The sequence below is a fragment of the Corynebacterium tuingiense genome (genome assembly GCF_046718165.1).
Classification (GTDB): Bacteria; Actinomycetota; Actinomycetes; order Mycobacteriales; family Mycobacteriaceae; genus Corynebacterium.
Genome location: NZ_CP177101.1, coordinates 376,425 through 400,489 on the forward strand (window position 1 = coordinate 376,425; position 24,065 = coordinate 400,489).

At 57.7% G+C, this 24,065-nt stretch carries 25 protein-coding genes; 19 read left to right on the forward strand and 6 right to left on the reverse strand.

Annotated elements, in window-relative coordinates; all coding sequences use genetic code 11:
* Nucleotides 1–9: 9 nt before the first annotated feature.
* Complete coding sequence (locus tag ACLI1T_RS01880; protein ID WP_411702880.1) at nt 10–1,200, forward strand: IS1249 family transposase; 1,191 nt, start codon at nt 10–12, stop codon at nt 1,198–1,200.
* A gap of 1,173 nt (nt 1,201–2,373) precedes the next feature.
* Here ACLI1T_RS01880 and ACLI1T_RS01885 read toward each other — a convergent pair.
* Both ACLI1T_RS01885 and ACLI1T_RS01890 read right to left on the reverse strand, forming a co-directional pair.
* On the reverse strand, nt 2,374–5,790 hold the full coding sequence (locus tag ACLI1T_RS01885) for a choice-of-anchor M domain-containing protein (protein WP_411702881.1): 3,417 nt from the start codon (nt 5,788–5,790) through the stop codon (nt 2,374–2,376).
* Between the two features lie 233 nt (nt 5,791–6,023).
* Nucleotides 6,024–6,521 (reverse strand): sortase, encoded by a 498-nt coding sequence (locus tag ACLI1T_RS01890; protein WP_411702882.1) that lies wholly within the window; start codon nt 6,519–6,521, stop codon nt 6,024–6,026.
* Between the two features lie 641 nt (nt 6,522–7,162).
* Between ACLI1T_RS01890 and ACLI1T_RS01895 the strand changes: the two genes are divergently transcribed.
* On the forward strand, nt 7,163–7,948 hold the full coding sequence (locus ACLI1T_RS01895) for a formate/nitrite transporter family protein (RefSeq protein ID WP_411702883.1): 786 nt from the start codon (nt 7,163–7,165) through the stop codon (nt 7,946–7,948).
* Here the strand turns inward: ACLI1T_RS01895 and fdhD are convergent.
* Together fdhD and ACLI1T_RS01905 are read right to left on the reverse strand one after the other, a co-directional pair.
* Nucleotides 7,945–8,763 (reverse strand): formate dehydrogenase accessory sulfurtransferase FdhD, encoded by an 819-nt coding sequence (gene fdhD / locus ACLI1T_RS01900; protein WP_411702884.1) that lies wholly within the window; start codon nt 8,761–8,763, stop codon nt 7,945–7,947. The two genes, ACLI1T_RS01895 and fdhD, sit on opposite strands and share 4 nt — an antisense overlap.
* Nucleotides 8,763–9,011 carry a DUF6457 domain-containing protein gene (locus ACLI1T_RS01905; protein ID WP_005276987.1) on the reverse strand — a complete coding sequence of 83 codons (249 nt, stop codon included), beginning with the start codon at nt 9,009–9,011 and terminating at the stop codon, nt 8,763–8,765. Before ACLI1T_RS01905 ends, fdhD begins: the two co-directional genes overlap by 1 nt.
* Nucleotides 9,012–9,364: 353 nt before the next feature.
* Between ACLI1T_RS01905 and rpsH the strand changes: the two genes are divergently transcribed.
* From rpsH to rplO, 6 genes are read left to right on the forward strand one after another with little or no spacing between them, the layout of a single operon-like run.
* Complete coding sequence (rpsH, locus tag ACLI1T_RS01910) at nt 9,365–9,748, forward strand: 30S ribosomal protein S8 (RefSeq protein WP_005276990.1); 384 nt, start codon at nt 9,365–9,367, stop codon at nt 9,746–9,748.
* Nucleotides 9,749–9,763: 15 nt separating this feature from the next.
* Nucleotides 9,764–10,300: a 50S ribosomal protein L6 gene (rplF, locus tag ACLI1T_RS01915; RefSeq protein ID WP_005276991.1), complete on the forward strand. Its 537-nt coding sequence runs from the start codon at nt 9,764–9,766 to the stop codon at nt 10,298–10,300.
* Between the two features lie 3 nt (nt 10,301–10,303).
* On the forward strand, nt 10,304–10,705 hold the full coding sequence (rplR, locus tag ACLI1T_RS01920; RefSeq protein WP_023016753.1) for a 50S ribosomal protein L18: 402 nt from the start codon (nt 10,304–10,306) through the stop codon (nt 10,703–10,705).
* Between the two features lie 40 nt (nt 10,706–10,745).
* Nucleotides 10,746–11,369 carry a 30S ribosomal protein S5 gene (rpsE, locus tag ACLI1T_RS01925; RefSeq protein WP_005276995.1) on the forward strand — a complete coding sequence of 208 codons (624 nt, stop codon included), beginning with the start codon at nt 10,746–10,748 and terminating at the stop codon, nt 11,367–11,369.
* Nucleotides 11,370–11,372: 3 nt separating this feature from the next.
* Nucleotides 11,373–11,558 carry a 50S ribosomal protein L30 gene (gene rpmD / locus ACLI1T_RS01930; protein ID WP_005276997.1) on the forward strand — a complete coding sequence of 62 codons (186 nt, stop codon included), beginning with the start codon at nt 11,373–11,375 and terminating at the stop codon, nt 11,556–11,558.
* 3 nt (nt 11,559–11,561) lie between these two features.
* Complete coding sequence (gene rplO, locus ACLI1T_RS01935) at nt 11,562–12,008, forward strand: 50S ribosomal protein L15 (RefSeq protein ID WP_411702885.1); 447 nt, start codon at nt 11,562–11,564, stop codon at nt 12,006–12,008.
* A 254-nt stretch (nt 12,009–12,262) separates the two neighbouring features.
* On the opposite strand, the gene ACLI1T_RS01940 is transcribed toward rplO, so the two are convergent.
* Together ACLI1T_RS01940 and ACLI1T_RS01945 are read right to left on the reverse strand one after the other, a co-directional pair.
* A complete protein-coding gene (locus ACLI1T_RS01940; RefSeq protein ID WP_411702886.1) occupies nt 12,263–13,765 on the reverse strand; it encodes an FAD-binding oxidoreductase in 1,503 nt (500 codons plus the stop codon).
* 12 nt (nt 13,766–13,777) lie between these two features.
* Nucleotides 13,778–15,085 carry a class I SAM-dependent methyltransferase gene (locus ACLI1T_RS01945; protein ID WP_023025207.1) on the reverse strand — a complete coding sequence of 436 codons (1,308 nt, stop codon included), beginning with the start codon at nt 15,083–15,085 and terminating at the stop codon, nt 13,778–13,780.
* A gap of 384 nt (nt 15,086–15,469) precedes the next feature.
* On the opposite strand from ACLI1T_RS01945, the gene secY reads away from it, so the two are divergent.
* From secY to truA, 11 genes are all read left to right on the forward strand, one after another.
* Complete coding sequence (secY, locus tag ACLI1T_RS01950) at nt 15,470–16,795, forward strand: preprotein translocase subunit SecY (protein ID WP_349862026.1); 1,326 nt, start codon at nt 15,470–15,472, stop codon at nt 16,793–16,795.
* Nucleotides 16,795–17,340, forward strand: coding sequence for an adenylate kinase (locus ACLI1T_RS01955; protein ID WP_349852287.1), 546 nt, complete (start codon nt 16,795–16,797; stop codon nt 17,338–17,340). The genes secY and ACLI1T_RS01955 overlap by 1 nt, the downstream gene beginning before the upstream one ends.
* The gene (map, locus tag ACLI1T_RS01960; protein ID WP_411702887.1) at nt 17,340–18,134 is read left to right on the forward strand and encodes a type I methionyl aminopeptidase; all 795 of its coding nucleotides are present in this window, start codon (nt 17,340–17,342) and stop codon (nt 18,132–18,134) included. The genes ACLI1T_RS01955 and map overlap by 1 nt, the downstream gene beginning before the upstream one ends.
* A gap of 66 nt (nt 18,135–18,200) precedes the next feature.
* Nucleotides 18,201–18,992, forward strand: coding sequence for a L,D-transpeptidase (locus tag ACLI1T_RS01965; RefSeq protein ID WP_349862024.1), 792 nt, complete (start codon nt 18,201–18,203; stop codon nt 18,990–18,992).
* Between the two features lie 259 nt (nt 18,993–19,251).
* Complete coding sequence (infA, locus tag ACLI1T_RS01970) at nt 19,252–19,470, forward strand: translation initiation factor IF-1 (RefSeq protein WP_003854422.1); 219 nt, start codon at nt 19,252–19,254, stop codon at nt 19,468–19,470.
* Nucleotides 19,471–19,652: 182 nt separating this feature from the next.
* On the forward strand, nt 19,653–20,021 hold the full coding sequence (gene rpsM / locus ACLI1T_RS01975; RefSeq protein WP_005281309.1) for a 30S ribosomal protein S13: 369 nt from the start codon (nt 19,653–19,655) through the stop codon (nt 20,019–20,021).
* Between the two features lie 3 nt (nt 20,022–20,024).
* Complete coding sequence (gene rpsK, locus ACLI1T_RS01980; RefSeq protein ID WP_005277076.1) at nt 20,025–20,429, forward strand: 30S ribosomal protein S11; 405 nt, start codon at nt 20,025–20,027, stop codon at nt 20,427–20,429.
* A gap of 21 nt (nt 20,430–20,450) precedes the next feature.
* Nucleotides 20,451–21,056: a 30S ribosomal protein S4 gene (rpsD, locus tag ACLI1T_RS01985; RefSeq protein ID WP_023016758.1), complete on the forward strand. Its 606-nt coding sequence runs from the start codon at nt 20,451–20,453 to the stop codon at nt 21,054–21,056.
* Between the two features lie 114 nt (nt 21,057–21,170).
* Nucleotides 21,171–22,181, forward strand: a complete 1,011-nt coding sequence (locus tag ACLI1T_RS01990) for a DNA-directed RNA polymerase subunit alpha (RefSeq protein WP_005277080.1) — start codon at nt 21,171–21,173, stop codon at nt 22,179–22,181.
* Between the two features lie 67 nt (nt 22,182–22,248).
* On the forward strand, nt 22,249–22,746 hold the full coding sequence (gene rplQ / locus ACLI1T_RS01995) for a 50S ribosomal protein L17 (protein WP_023025214.1): 498 nt from the start codon (nt 22,249–22,251) through the stop codon (nt 22,744–22,746).
* A gap of 391 nt (nt 22,747–23,137) precedes the next feature.
* The gene (gene truA, locus ACLI1T_RS02000) at nt 23,138–24,019 is read left to right on the forward strand and encodes a tRNA pseudouridine(38-40) synthase TruA (protein WP_411702888.1); all 882 of its coding nucleotides are present in this window, start codon (nt 23,138–23,140) and stop codon (nt 24,017–24,019) included.
* Nucleotides 24,020–24,065: the final 46 nt, after the last annotated feature.

The window sequence follows — 24,065 nt, forward strand, 5'->3', positions numbered from 1 at the left end:
AATTTTCCGGTGACTACTAACCGACCACGATGCCCTATTTGTGCAGGGCAGATGAAGAAAAATGGCACAACATCCAAAGGGAAAACCAGATGGCGATGCAAAGACCCCAACTGCGGAAGCTCCCTAACGCGCCAACGAACTGACCATACCCAGTCCCGGGACTTCCGCGCCTTCTACCGCTACGCGGTATCTACAACGTCATTGCCCCAGCTTGCCCAGCAACAAGGAATAAGCCGGTGGACTCTCAACCGCCGGTTTGAACCCTTTTGGCTTATCGATATCCCTAATACCCCGGACCCTCACCGAATCTACGACCAAATCTTCATCGACGGCACCTACACCGCGGCAGGCTGCCTGCTTGTCGCAGCAAGCCATGACCACGTCATTGCCTGGCACTGGGCTAAAAAGGAATCCACCGACGCCTATATTCAATTACTTAAAAACATAGCGCCACCGTTATGCGTCGTACTTGATGGCGGACTCGGCGCCCAATCAGCCATCGCAACATGCTGGCCACACACACCAATCCAGCGCTGCCTAGTCCATGCCCAACGCGTAATCCGCCGATACACCACCAGCCGCCCACGCACCGATGCCGGCAAAGCCATCTATGGCCTAGCACTGCAATTAACCAAAATCAGCACCCTAGACCAAGCACGGGAATGGACGAAGAACCTGCATGACTTCGGCCAGGTCTATAAACACTTCCTTTCCGAGAAAACCCTGACCCCTACACACCGCCGCAGGTCCAACCGCACGTGGGAATGGACCCATTTACGCGTTCGCCAAGCCTATAAATCACTGCGAAACCTTTCGCAGAAACAACATCTATTTACCTACCTCCAGCCACCACCACATGCTCTTATGCCACAGCGTTGGGTAGCAACGACAAACAGCCTCGAAGGCGGAGTTAACGCCCCGCTCAAACGCATCGCTGATGCTCACCGTGGAAGAACAGGAGAACGACAACGCAAAATGCTGGAATGGTACCTGTATTCACAAACACAACTGCCTGACGACCCATTAGAGATCGCCAGGAAGTGCAATTTCGGGCAAGACCAACTCGCCAAAGTCCAAGGCCTTACCCCAGAAGACCACAACACAGCCGACCCGGAAACAGGCCGACCAGCCTTCTACGACAACGCTATCCCAACCGAATACTCACACTCCATAGGAATCAGAAAAGGACCCATGAAATGACAAAAGGCGCCCAGCCGACGACACGCCCACCAGACACACATTTTGCTACTTAACCCGTTTCAACGATGATGGCTGCTTTGGTGTGATACTACCGGTTTGTGTCAGGGATGACTTTGGCTGGGGTGCGCCAGTTGTGTGCTTTGCGTGGCTTGTGGTTGTGAATGTTGGCGATCATCTCTAGGGCCTCGGTGCTGTAGATGGACAGGTCGCTGTTTTGGGAAGGTTTCTCTTGAGACTGCTGTTGGTGTTTTCGTTGCTGCCTCGTTCCCACGGCGATCCTGGATGGCAGAAGCTGGGAATACTAGTGGCCATGGTAAAGGCTTAATGGCCAGCCATTTCACTTCCTTGGTCGGGTTGGTCACGCCTTATTAAGTTTTAAATACATAAGGAATGTCGAAGCTATCATAAGCCCAAGAGCGAATGCATAGTTTGAACCATTCATTAATCCACCAAAAATGGATAGTGCAAACCCGACGATAAATACCCCAGATTCCGATCTTGGGCAAAAATCTCTACGTATAGAGGCGTTGTACAGGGTCATGTATATTACCGCCATAGCAAGAGGAAAAGCCCTTAATTCTCCCCAGAAAAATCCCGCTAGAGAAGTGGATACAAGAATGATTAAAGGAAGTAAAACAGATTTCGATATACGACTAAACAAAGCTAATCACATTTCTCACGGGGGAGCCTTCGTCCATCCATTGGTTATAAATAGCTCAGGTCATCACGTGATCGGCATAGACACAATTTCTCTTAGTGGTCAGTCTATTCTATCACTTATTTGGGTCATCACTGCATACGGGCTCAATTTCCACTGACTTTCCCAAGAACCCGTAAACAGTTAGCTAAATTTATTATGCATAGTTTTTCTTTGTTAAAAGGAATGAATCAGGAAGGTAGGTAGATACCCGGCATATTCCATTGAACTATGTTTAACATGCTGAATGCAGCAGTCCAGGTTAGCTTCCAACCTATTCGGGCAGAGATTAAAGGCTTGGTGCGTAAAAACCACTTTAAAACGCAAAATGAGCCCGGCCCGAGCTAGTAATCGACCATGCTCGGGGCTGAGCTCTGCGTTAGGGGTTGATGCTTCTTGGGTTCTAAGGTCGTGGAGCAGTTCCTCGGTGAGAGTTCGTTGCGGTTGGGCGGTCAACGAACCCCGGAGCTTAAGGGCTACTGACTGCCTTTAGACCGCTTTTTCACCAGTACTATGCCGCCGACAATAAAGAGTGCGGCGAGCACGAGAACCCAACCGATATTGGCACCCGTAGAGGCTAGTGCGCCGTTGTGGGAGCTGGAAGAGCCTCCGCCGGATCTGGAGCTTGGACCAGAGCCACTGCCTGCGCCCTTAGCAGTAGTGGACTTGGTGGAGCCGTCCGACTTCCCAGCGCCATTTCCCATGGATGCCTTAGCGCCCGCATTCGATCCAGATGAGTTAGTTGCCTTGGACTTATCGGACCCCGGCTTATTAGTGCCGGTGCTATTCGAGCCGTTATCTGGCTTGGTAGCGCCTGGCTGCTTAACCTTCGAGGAGTCTGCGGGCTTGTTGTTTTCCTTATCTCTTTCTTTGTCGGTGTCCTTTCCACCGGGCTGGGTGGTTGAATCGCCCACGAGGAAGGTCACGGTGTGCCAGTCGGTGAGTTTGTCGCCGTCGTTGTTGACGGTGCGCATGTCCATTTCGTAGCGGCCTGGTTCGGTAAAAATCCAGTGCGCGTGGACATGGAAAGGACCATCCTCAACGCCTTTGATCGTATGGGTGCCGTTGCTATCGGCTAAGGTGCGTGCCGGCGTGTTTAGGGAGGCAGTGTGGCCGGCCCACCATTTTCCGTCCGTAGGCGCCGACTTAGGGCGAACTTCGATCGCGGCGTCACGGTAGTCTTGCCCCACCTTGATCGTGTCCCACCCCGGCCACACAGCGTCGTGGTCCTGTTGCAATGGTAGGTGGTAGATCGTTGAGCCAGTCTTTACCATTCCGGTAAAAGACAGCGTCTTAGCCAGGGAGTCAGCGACCGTCACGCGGCGGGCATCGTGAATGCGCAGCGCTACGTCTTCAGGCACGTTGTGTTGGTCGTCTTCGTTGACATAGAAGCCGAGCTTGTTGTCCACAACCTTTGGCCCGAAGTCGATGTGGCCCTTGGTAATCTCGCGCTTCTTAGACGGTTCTGCGCTGGGAGCAGGTTCCGTTGTCTCTGGGCTTGGTTCCTTCGACGGTGTGGTGCTTTCCGTGCCGTTGGAGTCGCCTTCAGTGGCACTGTCGTTCCCAGTAGTGGGTGGGGCAGCAGATGATGAATCCTCGGTAGCTACCTTGAAGCGCAGAACAGCCTTTTTCGCAGGCTTACCGTCTTTTTCTGCGACCGTGACACCAACTTCATACGTACCGGGTTTGTTGAATGCCCAGTTGAGGTGCATGTGTTCTGCGGTTTCGGTGGTGTAGGAATGCGTGCCATCGCTGCCGGCAAAGCGCTGGTCCAGCCCGGTCTGATCAGCCTGGTATGCCAACCATTCGCCGTCCTTCGGGGCGCTGACGGGGGTGAAGGTAAAGGTGTAATTCTTCTTGGTGTCCTTGTAAGCATCCTCAGTGCTGAGCCCAGGCCACACTACACCGGTGCGCTGTGTCTCTGGCAGGACGTAGGCAGCGCTGCCTTTCTTTCCAAAGTGCGGAATGTCTTTGTTCAAAGTGGACTTGACCTGCTTTGGAACGGTGAAAAAGACATCGGAAGGCTTACGCCAGATTGCACCAATGTGGTACAGGTTCGTCTCGTCCTTGATGCCTAGGTGCAGTTCACCATCTTCGTGGATCGGGGCGATATCTACGTGACCCCGGTGCAGATTGAGCTCCTTGTGCGGGGTGTCTTTATCCTTCGGGTTCTGCGGCTTGGGTGAGGGGATCTTGGGAACAGAAGGCTTCGAGGTCGTGGAAGGCGAGGGATTCTTGGATGGGGCAGAGCCTTCTGATTCTTCCGAATCCTGCGGCTTCTCTGGGGCGTCGGAGTCTTCTGGCTTCTCCGATCCTTCTGGGTCCTGTGAATCCGTGGAGTCAGAAGCCTCAGCGAACGAGACGGTGGTCTCAGCGATCGGCTCATAAGCATCCTTGTGAGTATGGCTAAATAGCGAGGCGCCGGCGGCATCGGAGCGGGAGTCAGGAACGATGCGCAGCATGAGTTGGTATCCGGGTTGCTTACAACTGTCGATGAGTTGCCTGCTCGTTCTTTGCCCCGGCCCGGAAGTAAAGCCGATTTCGCAATCTGCAATAGCGTTCTGCGGCAGGCTGGTCATCGGTTCGCCATCTACTTTGTAGAAGCCGCCGGTAACGCGCACCGTGGTGCGGTCATCCTCGGGAGCTACGGTGATGTCGATATTACGGTCGCCCTCGCCGTACACTTTACTGGTGGAAACGGTGACATCAGAGCTCGTGATCTCAAGGGGATCGGTCTCAAACGGCTCTATCTCTTCCATCTCTGGGGTAGGAAGCTCGCCGCTTTTCGTTGTATAAGCTTCGGCATCTTCATCGTCCTTTTCCCCATCGGTGCTGGTCCAGAACTTTACGGGTTCGGATACCCAGCGAGGGCTTGGGGAATCATTGTCGGGAATAAAGATGGCTTGGAAGTTGGATTCTTCATCACCAATCATTTCATCCCACGAAGCCTTACCGCCTTCTACCTTGCGCTCGGCAAGGTAGTGGCCGTTGATGGTGAATACGGCGCGGCCGGAGTCTTTGGCATTGCCGGTATCGAGGGAGAGCGTGGTGAGGATGCCTTGCTTCGCGCCCTTTGTATCGGCCTTGGAGGGAGCCATCTTAAATATAGGAGCGTTGGACTCGGCCCCTTCGGAGCCTGAGTATTCAGACTTGGCGTCATTAAAGGCGGTATCAAGGTCGGTGATCGTGCGCTCGGCGGGGTTGGTTCCGCCTACCTGCCAGACCAAGGTTTGTGGCTCGGAGTGGATGAAAGTGCCATCCTTCTTTCGAGCCGAAGCGCGGTAGGTTACTTCGTAGTGGCCAGGACGGGTAAACGTCGTGGCGTTATGCGTGTGCGTGCCTGCATTGACCCAGGTGGTACGGAATCCCGGGTCGTGGGAGGACCAGAGGCGGTTCAGAGGATAGTTCTCGTCGCTGTAGGTAAACAGCTCCATGCGGCCGGGGCCCTTAAAATCAACGATTTCCATGTTGAAGGATTTATCGCGGAATTGATCGGTGGGAAGATCCGCGGCGGCACCGAACCCAGCCCAGATGGGCATGGTGTTTTTCGGGAAGCCTACTGCGGGGCCGCCGTAGTACATGAGCTGGTTTTTCTCGGCATTGAGAAACTCGAAGCGCGGGTCATCGGGAACGCGCCAGGCATAGGCTCCTAGGCCGCCATCGACGCGGCCGTGGCTGACCCAGTTGATCGTGTCCTCGATGGGGACTAGGCCCGCACTATTGGACATGAGTTTGAAGTTTCCGTCCTTCCACACCGCGTGCGGGGAATCTACGTGCGTTTGGGTGCGGACAAGTGGGGCGTCCTCAGCGAGGGCGAAGGGAGCGTGGAATAACGCGAGCGCCAAGGCCACGACTATGGTGGCAAGGCGCGGTAGTGAGGTGCGCAACGGCATAAGGTTCTCCCAAGGTTAGGTGCAGTGAACTTTTATATAGGTTGCGACGAATACTACACTATTGCAAACCGTTATCGTTAGCGTTGTTGAAAATAGTGAACCTTTGCCCGCGAGCTGGGAAAGAAGATATAGAAAGTCCCCACCTCCGGTTGCGGAAGCGGGGACTGTGTAAAGCTGAGGTAAAGGAGCGGATAAGCGGAAGGCGGGCGAGTGACCGCAGTGCTGCTGAGCGGTTAAGATTTGTTGTCTGCGGTGTGGGTGGTGCCCTCGAATTGCCATCCCACGACGGCATTGCGAACGGCTGCCTTGAGGGGGTTAGCGGGTTGAATGCAGCTAATGGTCAGCAGCCTGCCTGGCATCGCCTCGTCTCCCCATACGCTTGAGTCCCCGGCTAGGCCTTGTTTATCGGGGTCGTGGAGATCGGTTGCGGTGTAGGTGAGCCAGTTCTGATCGGAATTCTTGGTCCGTACGTACAGCTTGTCCCCGATGCTTACCTTGTGCTCGTTGGCAGCGCCATCGTAAAGCTTATTAAATACGGCAGGCACGCCGGCGCCTGTGTGGCCGGCGATGACGACGATATCGTCGGCATTTGTTCCAGGCAGGGAGTAGGGGCGGTCATCGGCAGTATAAGTGCAAGCCTTATCCATGGTGTCAGGGTTTATGGCGCCATCGACTACGCGGCACGCGCCATCCTCAAATTGCGCATGGACGTCGATGGAAGGGATATACATTTCTAGTGCCGCCGACGGTTCGATTACGGGAGATGTTTCTCCAGGGACCTCGTTGGTTTCTAGCTCTTTGGGTGGGCTTATGCTTTGCTCAGGCGTATTGCTGCTGTGATCAACCGTGTTGATGACGAGGATCGTTGCAATGATGCCAGCTGAGGCTAGAAGAACTCCGGAAGACGTCCACGCACCTTTAATGCGCTCCCAAGGTGAGGAAGGGCTTTTTCGGTGCCGTGGAAGTGAGCTCTTTTCTACCTTGCGGTTCGGGAAACGGCTTTGGATATGACGCGCGTGATGCTCTGCTTTCCGCCAATCGCGGTCTCTGGAATGGTGCCGGCCAGGGTTCCGCTTGGGCCGGGCATTTTTATCAGCATCGCGTGAAGCATGGGCTCGAGTGCCGTGATTTAAGGATGCAGTGTCGCGTGAGTGGGCTGCGGATGGATGGGTTCCCCTCCTCCGTGGGCGGTCTTGGTGTGCCACTGAGACCTCCGAGGAAAATAGGGACAATAGGGGGGCGGGCATGAACCAAGTCTATAGCAGCAAAATCCGGTACCTGCTTATTGAGGCAGCGGATGCATAACACGCTACGATAATTCGTGGTTCTCTTGTCCGTTTAACCACAGCTAAATAAGGAATATAAGAAAACGGTGTCTCTCAACGAAGCTGCCAAGGTCGCATCCCTGAAAAAGGCTGCCCTGCTCGATAAATCATTTGCACGATTTTCTGTCCGCGCCATCCTCGCCGGTGTGTACTTGTGCATCGGTACCGTCTTTGCCGGCGTCGTAGGCCAAGCGGTAGAGGGCGTTGCCCCGGGCCTTGGGTCCGTGACGTTTGCCCTGTTCTTCGGCTTGGGCCTATTTGCCATCGTTATCCTCGGTGCGGAGCTGGCCACGGGCAATATGATGTACATGGTCTACGGGGCTATGCAGAAGCACCTTTCCTGGGGCAAGGCCTTCTACGTACTGCTTATTACCACGATCTTTAACCTCGTCGGCGCCATCATCTTTGCCGCCGTCATGGGGATGTCCGCCAAGCTCGCGAATATGGATCCCTCGCACCTGTTGGTCACCATCTCTGAAGGCAAGCTGACCAAATCTCCGCAGGGAATGCTCGTAGAGGGTATGGCCGCAAACTTCGTGGTCAATATGGGCATCGTTGGCGCGGTCTTTGCCAAGGAAATCGTGTCGAAGTTCATCGTCATCGTCCCCATCATCGGCATCTTCGTGGGCCTGGGCCTGGAGCACGTGATTGCCAATTTCTGCCTCTTTGCGCTTACCTTCTTCGGCAGCGATCCGCTGCCGGCTGCGCTGACGGTTGGCAATGTTGCTCTTAACTGGGCGCTGGTGTGGATTGGCAATTTCATCGGCGGCGGCCTGCTCATCGGCGGGGTGTACGCCTGGCTCAATAATGGGCCGGAAGACTACCGCGACTAAGCCAGCGTGCCCGAATAAAGGTTAAAGCGATCGGCGCGGGCAAAGCCCACCAGCGCCATTCCGGTCTCGCGCGCGGTCTCTACGGCCAGGGAGGAAGCGGCGCTCACGGTAACGAGCATGCCAAAACCTGCCATGGCAGCTTTTTGCACCAGCTCGAAACTGGCGCGCGAGCTCATGACCAAAATGAGGTCATCGGCGGGCAGGCGCTCTTCCATGAGCAGGTGCCCAATGACCTTATCGGCGGCGTTGTGCCTGCCGATGTCCTCCCGGATGACCACCGGCTCGCCCTCGAGGGTAAAAGCGCCGGCGGCGTGGATTCCGCCGGTCTTGCGGAATTCCTTTTGGGCGGCGCGTAGCTTCTCCGGCAGCTGGACCACCAGCTGTGGGTCCACGGGAATCTGAGGGATAGGGTAGCGCGACTTCTTCGTCAGCGCCTCGATAGACGAGGTGCCACACACGCCGCACGCGGACGTCGTCGTGGTCAGGCGAAGATCGCTCAAGTCCAGTGGCGTGGCCTTCACCAGGTCTAGGTCCAGCAGGTTATAGGTATTCATGCCTTCGACGGTGGCACCGGCGCAGTAGCGGGCAGTGGTGACATCGGAAAGCGCGGCGATATGCCCCTCGGAGTGGAGGAAACCGTGCGCCAGCTCAATATCGTGGCCCGGGGTGCGCATGGTGGTGGTGATGGTCTGCCCACCCACGCGAATCTCAAGCGGCTCCTCGCCGGCGACGGTGTCGGCGCGGGTATCAACCTGCGCGTGCTCGCCCAGGCGGACCTTCGTGACGGCAAAGGTGGCATTCTTGCGTCCAGCCATTACTTCAGCGCCTCCTTGAGGGTTTCGATATTTACCTTGGCTTCTGCCGTGCTTGCCGATGCCAACCCCACCACGAACGCCGTCAACGGTGCTGCCGGCCGCGACTGGGTATGGGCCACGTCCTTGGTTAAATCCAGCAGTTCCCGGGTTAGCGCCGTGGCCTCATGGGGCTCGAGGTTTAATAGCCGTGCGGCTTCTTCAAGCCATTGGTGGGCGGTGCGGATCGGATCTTCGTTCTCGGTACTCATCTCACTACTCCTCATTCATGTGGCGCTGTATCCGACTGTAATGAATGCAGGGGATTTATTTGGAAAACCGCAGGATATGGCGTAAAGTGTTCCGGCGTGCCTGCGCTGCAGCCGGTGCACGCGCAAAGCCTTGCGGGTTTGGCGTGTTGAACTGGCAAAACGCAGAGCCGAAAAAGAATTGAACATCAACTTTGTTGTAGGCCCCTCGCCGTTTATAGCGGACCGTTGTCTGAATCAAAGGGTGGCGAGCGCCTTGCGGTATTGACCGTGAGGAGCGTGAGTAGCCCGAAATCACACGGAAAACGCTTTGGTGAGCACGGGAACCGCAACGAGAAAGGTACACGGTCACTCATATGACTATGACTGATCCTATTGCCGACATGCTGTCGCGTGTGCGTAACGCAAGTAACGCACACCACGACGTCGTGTCGATGCCTACCTCCAAGTTGAAGGCAAATATTGCTGACATCTTGAAGCAGGAAGGCTACATCGCTGACTACACCGTTGAGGGCCACACCCTGTCCCTCGAGCTGAAGTACAACAACCGCGAGCGTTCCCTGTCTGGTTTGCGTCGCGTGTCTAAGCCGGGTCTGCGTGTGTATGCAAAGTCCACCGAACTGCCACAGGTCTTGGGCGGCCTGGGCGTGGCTATCATTTCCACGTCCCACGGTGTGCTGACTGACCGTCAGGCTGAGGAGAAGGGCGTAGGCGGAGAAGTTCTCGCCTACGTCTGGTAAAGGGAGGTTTGACACATGTCTCGAGTCGGTCTAGCACCGATCGCCGTACCAAACGGCGTCGAAATCAACATCAACGGCCAAGACGTTGAGGTCAAGGGCCCTAAGGGTACCCAGAGCGTAAACGTTCCGGATCCGATCACCATCAATGTGGAAGACGGCATCTTGACCGTTTCCCGCCCTGATGATCACCGCAAGCACCGTGCGCTGCACGGCCTGTCCCGCTCGCTGCTTAACAGCGCCGTCATCGGCGTGACCGAGGGCTTCACCATCAAGATGGAAATCTTTGGTGTCGGCTACCGTGTGCAGCAAAAGGGCCAGGACCTGGAATTCAGCCTGGGTTATTCCCACCCGATCCTCATCAAGGCTCCGGAGGGAATCACCTTCGCAGTGGACGGCAACACCAAGCTGTCCATTACCGGTATTGACAAGCAACTAGTCGGACAGATCGCCGCTAATATCCGTCGCCTGCGTAAGGACGATCCTTATAAGGGCAAGGGTATTCGCTACGAAGGCGAGCAGATCCGTCGCAAGGTCGGAAAGACGGGTAAGTAAGCAATGGCAAACACTGAAAACACGAAGCGCACTCCAGTCGGCAAGGACATTTCTTCTCGTCGTCGCGAAGCACGCGCACGCCGCCACTTCCGTATCCGTAAGACCCTGCGTGGCACCCCTGAGTCCCCGCGCTTGGTCCTTCACCGCTCTTCGCGCCACATGCACGTCCAGGTCATCGATGACCTGGCAGGCCACACCCTGGCTTCCGCATCCTCCATGGAAGCGGACATTCGTGCACTCGAGGGCGATAAGAAGGCTAAGGCTGCCAAGGTGGGCGAACTGATTGCTGAGCGCGCCAAGGCCGCTGGCATTGAGCAGGTCGTCTTTGACCGCGCAGGCTACAAGTACCACGGCCGCGTCGCTGCGCTGGCAGACGCCGCACGTGAAGGTGGTCTGAAGTTCTAATGATCATCGTCAACGGAAACATCAACGGAAGGATCGCGTAATGTCGGACCGTGAACAGCGTGACGGCGGACGCTCCGCCGAGAACAACAAGAACAACCGCGGCGGCAACGGCCGTCGCAACGATCGTCGTAACCAGCAGGACAACGAGCGCGATAAGTACATCGAGCGCGTTGTGACCATTAACCGCGTCTCCAAGACCGTTAAGGGTGGCCGCAACATGTCCTTCACCGCTCTCGTCGTCGTTGGTGACGGTCAGGGCCAGGTAGGCGTTGGCTACGGCAAGGCTAAGGAAGTTCCGGCTGCAATCCAGAAGGGTGCAGAAGAGGCTCGCAAGAACTTCTTCCGCGTACCTATGGTTGCCGGCACCATCACCCACCCGGTAGAGGGTCGCGACGCAGCGGGCATCGTCATGATGAAGCCCGCCGCTCCTGGTACTGGTGTCATCGCCGGCGGTGCTGCTCGTCCAGTGCTTGAATGCGCTGGCGTGCAGGACATTCTGTCGAAGTCCCTGGGCTCCGACAATGCACTCAACGTCGTCCGCGCTACCGTGGACGGCCTCAAGCAGCTGGTCCGCCCCGAAGAGGTTGCCGCACGCCGTGGCAAGTCCATCGAAGAGGTCACCCCGGCCCGTATGCTGCGCAAGCGCGCAGGTCAGGAGGCATAAACAATGGCTCTGAAGATTACACAGGTAAAGGGCCTGGTGGGCACCAAGCCGAACCACCGCAAGAACATTGAGGCCTTGGGCCTCAAGCGCATCGGTCAGTCCGTTGTTAAGCAGGACACCCCGATCATCCGCGGTATGGTTCACAAGGTTCGCCACTTGGTCACCGTCGAAGAAGTGGCAGGGGAGTAAACCATGGCTGATATCATCAAGCTGCACGACCTGCGCCCAACCGCAGGAGCAAATAAGCCCAAGACCCGCGTTGGCCGCGGTGAGGCATCCAAAGGTAAGACCGCTGGTCGCGGTACCAAGGGTACCGGCGCTCGTAAGCAGGTTCCCGCTGCTTTCGAGGGTGGACAGATGCCCATCCACATGCGTCTGCCTAAGCTCAAGGGATTCAAGAACCCGAACCACGTTGAGTACCAGGTTGTTAACGTGGCTGACTTGGCTGAGAAGTTTGCCGATGGCGGCGACATCACCGTCGCTGACATCGCAGCTGCTGGCCTCGTCCGCGCTAACCAGCCGGTCAAGGTTCTGGGCAGCGGCGACATCAACGTTAAGTTGAACGTCATCGCAGACAAGTTCTCCAAGTCCGCTGTAGAAAAGATTGAGGCTGCTGGCGGTTCCGCCAACACCAAGTAATCTGGACTAGAGAATAGCCACACCCCCTTTCCTCGCACCTAGCGTGCGGGGCGAGGGGGTGTAGTCGATCTGTCGCAGCTATCCCAGCCGGATAACTCGGAGACCGCGCAGGTGGCCCAGGCGCAGTAATTGCCTGCGCGCGCGGCAGTCACCTGCGCGCGCCGCTGAACCGGCCCGGGAGCTGGGTTAAGCGACAAAAAGGGGTGGAACGCTCGTGAAAGCGTTCCACCCTTCAGTGATTGTGGGAGGCCGTCTTAAGCCTCGTCCACGGTCTTTTCAAAGAGGCCGGGGAAGCGGTCGTCCGGGTCCGTTACCGCTTTGATCGCATCCGGGAGCTTTCCGCCATAGAGGTCCTCGAACCTCTCGCGGGAGTAGAAGGCCTCGGAATACAGCGACTTGTGGCCGCCCAAGTCATTGACCTTTTCTTCAATAACGCGGTTGAAGGCGCCATTGCCGGGGGCGCTGGGATCGACGTGATCGCCATCCACGCCGGACCAAAAACCGACGTTGACCCACGTCTTGCCGGGGCGCAGCGGGTAGAGCGGCCAGGGATCTTGGGACTCGGCGGCAATATCACCGGTGCCTACGAGCTCGCCCACGCCATCGCGCAGGCGGATGGGGCACAGCCACACAGGCTGGATATCGGAGGCCTGGAAGAACCAGTGGAGGAACTCCGGGAGGTTTTCCGGGGTGACCTCGATATCTTGGACAACACGCTCGGCGCGCGGCTTGCCGTGCGGCTTTTTGATGAAGTTGTACTCCAGCTCGTACTTGCGGTCCAAGCGCACCAGCTTCCAGTAGAAGGAGCTGCGGCGCAGCTCGCGCGGCCACACCTTGCGGACCTTGGGGTTCTGGGCGCCAAACGCGCGCGAGCACCAGAACCAGTCAGTATCCCAGCGCCAGATATAGTCGCGGATGGTGAGCCGGTCGCGCCGCATGCCTTGGGCGTGCTGCAGGCTGCGGTAGTAGATCTTATCCCGCGTGTAATCGGAGGTAGGCCCCTCCTCATCGGTAAAGCGGGCGAAGACGAGGTAGGCCTCGTCCTCAGAAAAGACCACGCCGTCCAGCCCATCGACGGTCTCACCTTCGTGGTTGTGGTGAACGGAGACATCGGCAAGCACGCGGCTCGCCTCTTCTACCGAGTGGAAGCGCTGCTCTCGCAGCTCCACGTAGGGACGCACGGGCTCGAGCTCAATCTTGAGGCGTACCGCGTAGCCCAAAGAACCATAGGAATTGGGAAAGAGGCGGAATAGATCGACATTCTGCTCGCGCGAGCAGGTAAGGATCTCGCCGGTGCCGGTCAGGATGTCCATCTCGATAACGGACTCGTGCGGCAGGCCGTTGCGGAAACTGGTGGACTCCACGCCCATACCAGTCACCGCGCCACCTAGGGTGATGGTCTTCAGCTGCGGCACTACAAACGGCATGAGGCCGTGCGCCAGGGTGGCATCGACCAAATCCTCGTAGGTGCACATACCCTGCACATCGGCGGTGCGGGCGAGGGGATCGACCTCGATGACCCCGCCCAATCCGGAGACATCGAGGCCTACCTGATTCTCGCTGCGGCCGCGGAAGAGGTTAGAAGTTTTCTTGGCCAAGCGCACGCGCTTGCCGGCGGGAACCTCGCGGAAGCTGCGCAACAAGGTGTCTACGCTTGCGCGGTGGGCCTGCCAGCCCACGGGCTCGATGCGCACGGCGTCGACTGGGCGCGGCTGCAAAGCAGAAACGCGCTCGCGCAATTGATCCAAAAGGGTCATAGTGGGCTCCTCTTAAAAGCGGCTGTCTTCCCACCACCGGCGCTCAGGCACGCCGGCGCGGGAGCCGGCTTCACCAAGCTTGATGCCCAAGAAGTGGTAGAGGTTAATGATATTGCGCTCGAAGCCCCACTCCGAGCCGGCCATGTAGATGCCGTAGAGGCGGGCGGTGGGTAGGCCGACCAGATCGCAGGCCTCTTCCCAGTTTTCCTTCAAGTTCTCGCACCATTCGTGCAGGGTGCGCATGTAATCAAAGCGCAGGGACTCGGTGTGGAAGACCTCGAAGCCATTATCCTGCATGGCCTTGGTGACGTTGCCTGAGCCGGTGAGCTCGCCATCGGGGAAGATGTAGCGGTCAATGAACCCGCCCTTGGGCGTCTTGTGGTTATCCGGGTAGGTGATGTTGTGGTTCAACATCAACCCGCCGACCTTGAGCTTGCTGTACATGAATTTGAAGAAGTCATCGTAGTTCTGCACACCGATGTGCTCGATGATGCCGATGGCGGAGATGGCATCGAAGCCTTCTTCTGTGACATCGCGGTAGTCCATGAAGCGGACCTCAGCCAGATCTTGTAGGCCTTCTTCCTCGATCTTCTTTTGACCCCACTCGGCCTGCTCTTGCGACAAGGTCACGCCGATGGATTTCACGCCGCGGCGTGCGGCGTAGCGCACCATGCCGCCCCAGCCACAGCCCACATCAAGGTGGGTGTCGCCTTCCTTGAGGCGCAGCTTGTCAAAGATGAGGCGGTACTTGTTTTCCTGCGCTTCCTCCAAGGTGGCATCCGGGGTGGGGAAGTAGGCGCAGGTATAGGTCATGGAATCGCCCAAGAAGAGCTCGTAGAAGTCATTGCCCACGTCGTAGTGGTCCGAAATGACGTCGGCATCGCGCTCCTTGGAGTGCTTGGACAGGCCGTCGTGCAGCTTGCGGCGCAGCCAAGAGGCGCGCTCTACCTCAGGCACCGGCTGGATGTGGAAGGCGCCCATGGAAGCAAGCGAACGAATCACGCGTGCCATATCTTTAGCGCTGGGCTTTTCGAACTTGTCATACATGGCGTGCAGGGCGTTGAAGATGCCGTACGGGTGCGCAGGGTGCTCACCTTCTACAGAGATGCCATCGGTGACATAAGCGCGGGCGAATCCGACGTCGCCTGGGTGGGTGGCGATATAAGCAAGTCCGCCAAGGCTATTGATGGTGACCTTGAATTCGGCATCGGCAGGGCCGGTGGCCGATCCATCAAAGGCCTCCCAGCGGAAGGGATTGGGACTAGGGATGAAGACGTCGATGATCTCAGCAACGGTCATCGGCGTGAATTTTTTGCTCATTCAGACTTCTTTCGCAATGTTGGGTTCACACCAATAACGACCTTGGTGTTTAGGGATCGCAAGGCCGAAATGTTACGGATAGAAAATTGCGCGGGGCAATAATTAACATGGTAAACCCCTAGTGGAATAAGCGCGAAAGAAAAGGCAATCATTGTCACATAATGCGGGTTAGATGTGGCGCGTAGATATTTGGCTGGTAGGGTTATGGGGTCAAAAGTGTTCCACCGTTCCTTTGGGACTCCTAGTCTTTACTTCATAACGCCGTGTGAGAAAGATGTGGAGCCCTGAGGGGGCCAACGAGTGTCCACCTCCGTGTGTTGCTGCAATAAGAATCCTTAAGATTCGCGTGTGGCAGTGACAGCGGTAGGCCAGGAGGATTTTGTAGTGTCCGCCATTTTGCAGGCTTTTAAGGATGCCGACCTACGCAAGAAGATCGTCTTCACCGTCGTGATGATCATTGCGTACCGCATCGGTGCACAGATCCCGTCGCCGGGTGTAGATTACGCGTCAATTGCAGGACGCTTGCGTCAACTGACAGAGGAATCAGGAGACCTGTACTCCGTGATTAACCTGTTTTCTGGTGGCGCCCTATTGCAGCTGTCGATCTTCGCCATCGGCATCATGCCCTACATTACGGCTTCCATCATTGTGCAGTTGCTGACCGTGGTTATCCCGCGCTTTGAGCAGCTGAAGAAGGAAGGTCAATCTGGGCAGGCGAAAATGACCCAGTACACCCGCTACCTCACGCTCGCCTTGGCGCTGCTGCAATCCTCCGGCATCGTCGCGCTGGCGGACCGCGAGCAGCTGCTGGGCCAGGGCGTGCCGGTCTTAGCAGAAGACCGCAACTTCTTCACCCTCATCCTGCTGGTGGTGACGATGACCTCCGGCGCCGTCCTCGTGATGTGGATGGGCGAGCTGATTACGGAAAAGGGCATTGGTAACGGCATGTCCCTGCTCATTTTCGCTGGTATTGCTACGCGCCTGCCTACCGATGGCATGAATATCCTGCAAAACAACGGCGGCATGGTCTTTGCCATGGTGCTGGCCGGCCTTATTGTCTTGGTCGTCGGCATTACCTTCATCGAGCAGGGCCAGCGCCGCATTCCGGTGCAGTACGCCAAGCGCATGGTGGGCCGTCGCCAGTACGGTGGCTCTTCCACCTACTTGCCGCTCAAGGTCAACCAGGCCGGCGTTATCCCAGTCATCTTCGCCTCCTCGCTTATCTATATGCCGGTGCTGATCACGCAGATCGTCAACTCCAGCTCCGTGAACACCCCGGATAACTGGTGGCAGCGCAATGTCATTGCGCACCTGCAGGCGCCGTCGTCCTGGCAGTACATCGTCTTGTACTTCCTGCTGACCATTTTCTTCGCATACTTCTACGTTTCGGTGCAGTACGACCCCGCCGAGCAAGCGGATAACATGAAGAAGTACGGTGGCTTCATCCCAGGCATCCGCCCGGGCCGCCCTACGGCGGAGTACCTCGGCTTTGTTATGAACCGCCTGCTCAGCGTCGGTGCCCTGTACTTGGCGTTGATTGCCATTTTGCCGAATATCCTCCTGGACCTCGGTGTCGGCCACTCTTCTGCTAACGGCACCTCCGCCTTTGGTGGTACGGCCATCTTGATTATGGTCTCCGTTGCGTTGACCACGGTCAAGCAGATTGAATCCCAACTTCTCCAATCCAACTACGAAGGACTATTGAAATAATGCGTCTTGTACTTCTCGGCCCTCCCGGTGCTGGCAAAGGCACCCAGGCAGCAATCCTGAGCGAAAAGCTTGGTGTCCCGCACATCTCCACCGGCGATCTCTTCCGCGCCAATATTGGCGAGGGCACCCCGCTCGGGATTGAGGCGAAATCCTATATTGACGCCGGCAAGCTCGTGCCTACCGATGTCACCGCGCGCATGGTAGAAGAGCGCCTCGGCCAAGACGACGCCAAAAACGGCTTCCTCTTGGACGGTTTCCCGCGCACCACCGAACAGGCAGACATCTTGGAAGAGCTATTGTCCAAGAAGGGCGAAAAGCTCGACGGCGTATTGAACTTCGAGGTGTCTGAAGACGTTGTTGTTGAGCGCATGATGGCCCGTGGCCGCGCCGACGATAATGAAGAAACCATCCGCACCCGCCTCGGCGTTTACCGCGAAGAGACCTTCCCGCTCATCGAGCACTACGGCGATGCCATCATCCCCATTAAGGCAGAAGGCTCCGTCGAAGAGATCAACGCCCGCGCCATGGAAGCACTGGGCAAGTAATGGCTTTTCGGCGCCGCACCAAGCGCATCCCCGCCCGTACCGCAGGCGAGCTGGATGCTATGCAGGCGGCTGGCGAGATCGTCGGCAAGGCGCTGCAAGCAGTCCGCGCTGCGGCGGCGCCGGGGGTGAGCACTCTCGAGCTCGATGCGGTGGCGGAACAGACCATCCGCGATGCCGGTGCCACCCCTACCTTCAAGGGCTACGAGGGCTTTCCGGGCTCCGTTTGTTCCTCCGTCAACGATGTCATCGTGCACGGCATCCCGGATGCTAAGACGGTGCTTGCCGATGCCGACCTCGTCTCCATCGACTGCGGCGCCACCCTCGATGGGTGGGTAGGAGACAGCGCGTGGTCCTTTCCCATCGGCGAACCCGATCCGGACGTTGCGGCATTGAACGCGGCGACCGAATGGGTGCTGATGGAAGGCCTGCAGGCGATGGTCCCGGGCAACCGCCTGACGGATGTCTCCCACGCCCTGGAGCAGGCGACTTACCGCGCCGAAGAAAAGTTCGGCGTATCCCTCTATATCGTGGACGGTTATGGTGGTCATGGAATTGGCCGGACCATGCACGAAGAACCCTACTTGGAAAATGAGGGAAAGCCTGGCCGCGGTCCCCTCATTCAAGAGGGCTCTGTGCTAGCAATCGAGCCGATGCTCACTTTGGGCACCGTCGCTAGTGCGGTGCTGGAAGATGATTGGACGGTGGTCACGCTCGATGGCTCCACTGCCGCCCACTGGGAGCATACGGTAGCCGCGACGGCGGACGGCCCACGCATTCTCACTAGGCGCTCTTGATATACATTCCTAAAAATCGCCTCTTAAACTAGGCGATAATCCCCTGAAAGGTTTATACTCACCACTATGTCTAAATTCAGCCTCCGCAAGTTAAGTGCCACCGTTGCTGCACCAGCAGTGGCTGGTGTCATGGCATTGAGCACCATTGCCGGTGCCCCGGCAGCTTCTGCTCAGCAACTTCCTAATCTTGATCAGCTCACCGCGCAGGCCCAGCAGCAAGTTGATAACTTCCAGGGCCAGACCCGTGACCAGGCATGGCAGACCCGCACTGACATCCTGGATCAGGCTGAGAAGTACGCCCCAGAACTGGCGCCGAATGTACAGTCCGCAGTGGACAGCGCACTGGAATTCCTTTTCCCGGGCCTAGTAGCGCAGAAGAACGAGGAAGCACGCCAGGCTCGCGAGGATGCTGAGCGCGCACACGCACAGCAGGTTGCGGAAGAAAAGGCGAAGGCTGAAGAAGCGGCGCGCCGTGCGGAGGAGCAGCGCCGCGCTAACGAATTCGACCGTGGCTCCTGCCCAGCAGACGCCAAGATTTGCGTCGACCTTGATGGCCGCCGCACCTGGTTGCAGGAAGGCGGCGAGGTTTCCTACATTTCCCCGTCCATGTCCGCTGGCATGGTGGGTGAGGAAACCCCGCGCGGCACCTTCCACGTTAATCGCAAGGTGAAGGACGAGATCTCCCGCGAGTTCAACAACGCGCCGATGCCGTACTCCATCTACTTCACCAACAACGGCCACGCTTTCCACTTGGACAACACAAACGTTGACTCCAACGGTTGCGTCCATCTGCCGTACGATGCAGCAGTTCGCTACTGGAACGATGTCCAGATTGGTGACAAGGTTTACATCTACTAATTCGGTGTAGCTCACCGCGTTAACGCGCCTCGCCCTCGCGCTTGGTTCTGGAATCTGGAACTGAGCGCGAGGGTATCTTTAGTTTTCCTCCGCCGGTTAAGGATTTATAAAAGTGCGTACGGTTTGGAAATCGTGTCGCTGCAGCGTATGCTGGTTTGACGGTGTATAGCGCCAGTAGGTCTGGTTGGCTTGCACCACCGCAGTAGACAACAAACATGCAGGTGACAGGTACTTGTCTGTCGCCAGAAAAGTAGAGGTTATGGCTAAGGAAGGCGCAATTGAGGTAGAGGGTCGCATCGTCGAGCCTCTGCCAAACGCAATGTTCCGTGTCGAGCTCGACAATGGGCACAAGGTTCTTGCACACATTTCCGGTAAGATGCGTCAGCACTACATCCGCATCCTCCCGGAGGATCGCGTCGTCGTAGAGCTGTCTCCTTATGACCTGACCCGCGGACGCATCGTCTACCGCTACAAGTAAACACAGTCAGCCTCCTCACCCAAGGGCGAAGCATGGCTTTGTCCTGTACACCTCAGGCTACGGTGGCCTGAGCCCGCACTGGTAAGCAACCCAAGGATTCCCGGCACGGTCCGGGCGAAGCGTTGCGTGGAGCGGGACGGATGGGGAGAAAACCGCCGTAACAACCCGAAAGGACACGCCTTATGGCACGTCTAGCTGGTGTTGACCTCCCACGCAATAAGCGTATGGAGGTCGCTCTCACCTACATCTACGGCATCGGTCCAACCCGTGCCAAGGAATTGCTAGAAAAGACTGGCATTTCTCCTGACCTGCGCACCGACAACCTGGAAGATGAACAGGTTTCGGCACTGCGTGACGCAATTGAAGGCTCCTGGAAGGTAGAGGGTGACCTCCGCCGCCAGGTTCAGGCTGATATTCGTCGCAAGATTGAAATCGGAAGCTACAAGGGTCTGCGCCACCGTCGCGGTCTGCCGGTACGCGGTCAGCGTACGAAGACCAACGCGCGTACTCGTAAGGGCCCGAAGAAGACGATCGCAGGAAAGAAGAAGTAGTTCATGCCTCCAAAGACTCGTTCCGGCGCACGCCGTTCCGGCCGTCGCGTCGTCAAGAAGAATGTGGCTCTGGGCCACGCATACATCAAGTCCACCTTCAACAACACCATCGTCTCGATCACCGATCAGACCGGTGCTGTTATCTCCTGGGCATCCTCTGGCCACGTTGGCTTCAAGGGTTCCCGTAAGTCCACTCCGTTCGCTGCGCAGATGGCCGCTGAAAGCGCCGCACGCAAGGCAATGGACCACGGCATGAAGAAGGTTGACGTATTCGTTAAGGGTCCGGGCTCCGGCCGCGAGACCGCCATCCGTTCCCTGCAGGCTGCAGGCCTCGAGGTTTCCTCGATCACGGATGCAACTCCACAGCCACACAACGGCTGCCGTCCGACCAAGCGTCGCAAGGTTTAAGGGAAGGAAAGAGGTAAGAAAATGGCTCGTTACACTGGCCCCGCTACCCGCGTATCCCGCCGTCTTCGCGTCGACTTGGTCGGCGGAGACATGGCATTCGAGCGCCGCCCGTACCCTCCGGGACAGGCTGGCCGCAACCGCATCAAGGAATCTGAGTACCTGCTGCAGCTCCAGGAGAAGCAGAAGGCAAAGTACACCTACGGTGTGCTGGAGCGTCAGTTCCGCCGCTACTACACCGAGGCTAACCGCCTCCCAGGCAAGACTGGTGACAACCTAGTCATCCTTCTGGAAACCCGCCTGGACAACGTAGTTTACCGCGCAGGTCTGGCACGCACCCGCCGCCAGGCTCGCCAGCTCGTTTCCCACGGTCACTTCACCGTGAACGGCAAGAACATCAACATCCCGTCCTACCGGGTTACGCAGTACGACATCATCGATGTCCGCCCGCGTTCCCAGAAGATGGAATGGTTCGAAGACGCTCAGGACGCTCTTATCGATGCCAACGTACCGGCATGGTTGCAGGTCGTTCCTGATACGCTGCGCATCCTCGTGCACCAGTTGCCCGAGCGCGCTCAGATCGACATTCCGCTGCAAGAGCAGCTCATCGTCGAGCTTTACTCGAAGTAAACTGTTATACCGCACGGCCCTTCAAGGCCACGCGGTCCATCAGGAATCTTCAACCTCAAGATTTTTACCCCCTCTACCGGCGTCAAATAGCGGTCGCCGAAAAGGAGAATTGCAATGCTCATTTCCCAGCGTCCTCAGCTCACCGAGGAATTCATCGACTCGTCTCGTTCCAAGTTCGTCATCGAACCGCTCGAGCCGGGCTTTGGCTATACCCTCGGTAACTCGCTGCGTCGCACCCTGCTGTCGTCCATCCCAGGCGCAGCGGTAACCTCCATCAAGATTGATGGTGTGCTCCACGAGTTCACCACCATCAACGGTGTGAAGGAAGACGTTTCCGAGATCATCTTGAACATCAAGAGCATGGTCCTGTCCTCCGACTCCGATGAGCCGGTGGTTATGTACCTGAGCAAGGAAGGCCCTGGTGATGTCACCGCGGGCGATATCCAGCCGCCGGCTGGCGTGGAGATCCACAACCCGGATCTGCACATCGCTTCGCTGAATGACACCGCTAAGCTGGACATTGAGCTCGTCGTCGAGCGCGGCCGTGGCTACGTCCCGGCTGCCGCAACCTCTGGGGAAATTGGCCGTATTCCAATCGACCAGATTTACTCCCCAGTGCTGAAGGTCTCCTACAAGGTCGAAGCTACTCGTGTTGAGCAGCGCACCGACTTTGACAAGCTGACCATCGACGTCGAAACCAAGAACTCGATTTCCGCCCGCGACGCCCTGGCTTCCGCCGGCGGCACCTTGGTCGAACTCTTCGGCCTGGCACGCGAGCTGAACAACGCAGCCGAAGGCATCGAGATTGGTCCCTCCCCGCAGGAGACCGAGTACATCGCCGCCTACGGCATGCCTATCGAGGACTTGAACTTCTCCGTTCGCTCCTACAACTGCCTGAAGCGTCAGGAAATCCACACCGTCGGCGAGCTTGCAGAATGCACCGAGTCCGACCTGCTGGATATCCGCAACTTCGGTCAGAAGTCGATTAATGAGGTTAAGATCAAGCTGGCTAACTTGGGCCTTGCTCTGAAGGACACCCCTGAGGACTTCGACCCCACCCAGCTCGAGGGCTACGACGCAGAAACCGGTGACTTCAAGGATCCGGCTGCGGACGATTCCGAGTAAAGAATCACCCTGAACTGCGGCACTCGTTGCCGCGCGCTCAACTTTTACCGCACACGAGGAGTAAACAATGCCTACCCCGAAGAAGGGTGCCCGTCTCGGTGGCTCCGCCAAGCAGCAAGCTCATATGCTGAGCAACTTGGCAGCTAGCCTGATCGAGCACGGCGCCATCAAGACCACCGATGCCAAGGCGAAGGTTCTTCGCCCGTACGTCGAAAAGATCATCACCAAGGCTAAGTCCGGCACAATCGCTGACCGCCGCGCAGTGCTGAAGCTCATCCCGCGTAAGGATGTTGTTTCCCACCTGTTCGACGAGGTTGCACCGAATTTTGAGAACCGTGAGGGTGGCTACACCCGCACCATCAAGCTGGACAACCGCACCGGTGACAACGCCCCGATGTCCCAGATCTCCCTCGTTCTTGAGGAGACCGTGACCTCCGAGGCTAACCGCGCTACCCGCGCTGCCGCTTCCAAGGCCGCTGAGGCTGAAGAGGCTCAGGCAGACGAGGCTGCAGAGACCGAGGCTCCGGCCGAGGACACCGCTGCTGAGGAGTCCGAGGAGAAGTAATTTCTCCTGGCTGCTGAATTCACTCCGGCCCTAACGCCGCGCGTGGATTGCACCGCCTACTCGCAGCAGTAGCGCCCAATCGCCGCCTTCCCATTCTCTTTACGAAGAGACACGGGAAGGCGGCTTTTGTCGTTTTGAACTTGCAACCTCATATACCCGGTCCCGCTCCGTCGTGCGGCTCCATCGCCCGACTCCATCGCGCGGCTTCGCCATGCAGCAGGCCACCCAACGTCCAACGCTCAACCTCCCATGCGCATCCTCCACTGCGATAACTGAGCAAATACGGCCCTCAGATATTGCATTTTCTGCTCAAAACGAACAGGGGAGGTGTAGCAGGAGAGGTTGCACATTTCGGGAACCCGCCGCCGCCTCCGGTAGCATAAGGGCCACCATGACTGAAGCAGCACCGATCGCAGATGAGGGGCCGGCGGAAGGATTCGTTCGGCTCCGGTTAGACCTGGCCTATGACGGCACGGATTTTCACGGGTGGGCCAAGCAAAAGGGCGGACTGCGCACCGTCCAAGGTGTGCTCGAGGAGCAGCTGGCCATGATCGCTCGCACGGAGGTTCCGCTGACGGTGGCTGGCCGTACGGACGCGGGTGTCCATGCCCGCGGGCAGGTGGCGCACGTGGACGTACCGCAGGAGATGCTGGAGCAACGGTCGGTGGCAGGCGATCCGGGCACGTTAGTGCGCAGGCTTGCCAAGCTGTTGCCGGAAGACGTCCGGGTGCACGGCTGCGATTTCGCGCCAGAAGGTTTTGATGCCCGATTTTCCGCGCTGCGCAGGCATTATGTGTACCGGATAACCAATTGCCCTCGGGGCGCGCTGCCGACGCGGGCGCGCGATACGGCCGAATGGTTCAAACCGGTAGATATCGATGCCATGCAGGATGCGGCGACTGCGCTGGTGGGCCTGCACGATTTTGCGGCCTTTTGTAAGGCCAAGCCGAATGCCACCACCATTCGCGAATTACAGGAATTTAGCTGGCAGGATGTCTCGACGCCGGAGGAACCGCAGCTCTTTGAGGCCCGAGTGACCGCGGACGCCTTCTGCTGGTCGATGGTGCGCTCATTGGTTGGTTGTTGCTTAAGTGTTGGGGAAGGCCGCAGGGACGTCGACTTTGTCGCGGCATTGCTGCAGGAAACCAAGCGCTCTTCCCGCATTCCCGTGGCGCCGGCGAAGGGCTTGTCCTTAGTGCAGGTGGATTACCCGGAGCCGGGCGACATGTCCGCGCGGGCTGATGTGACGCGGGAAAAGCGCACGACCTTGTGAATACACGCTACCAAGTGGCAGGGGTGTGGCACCTGCGCTAGCCTGA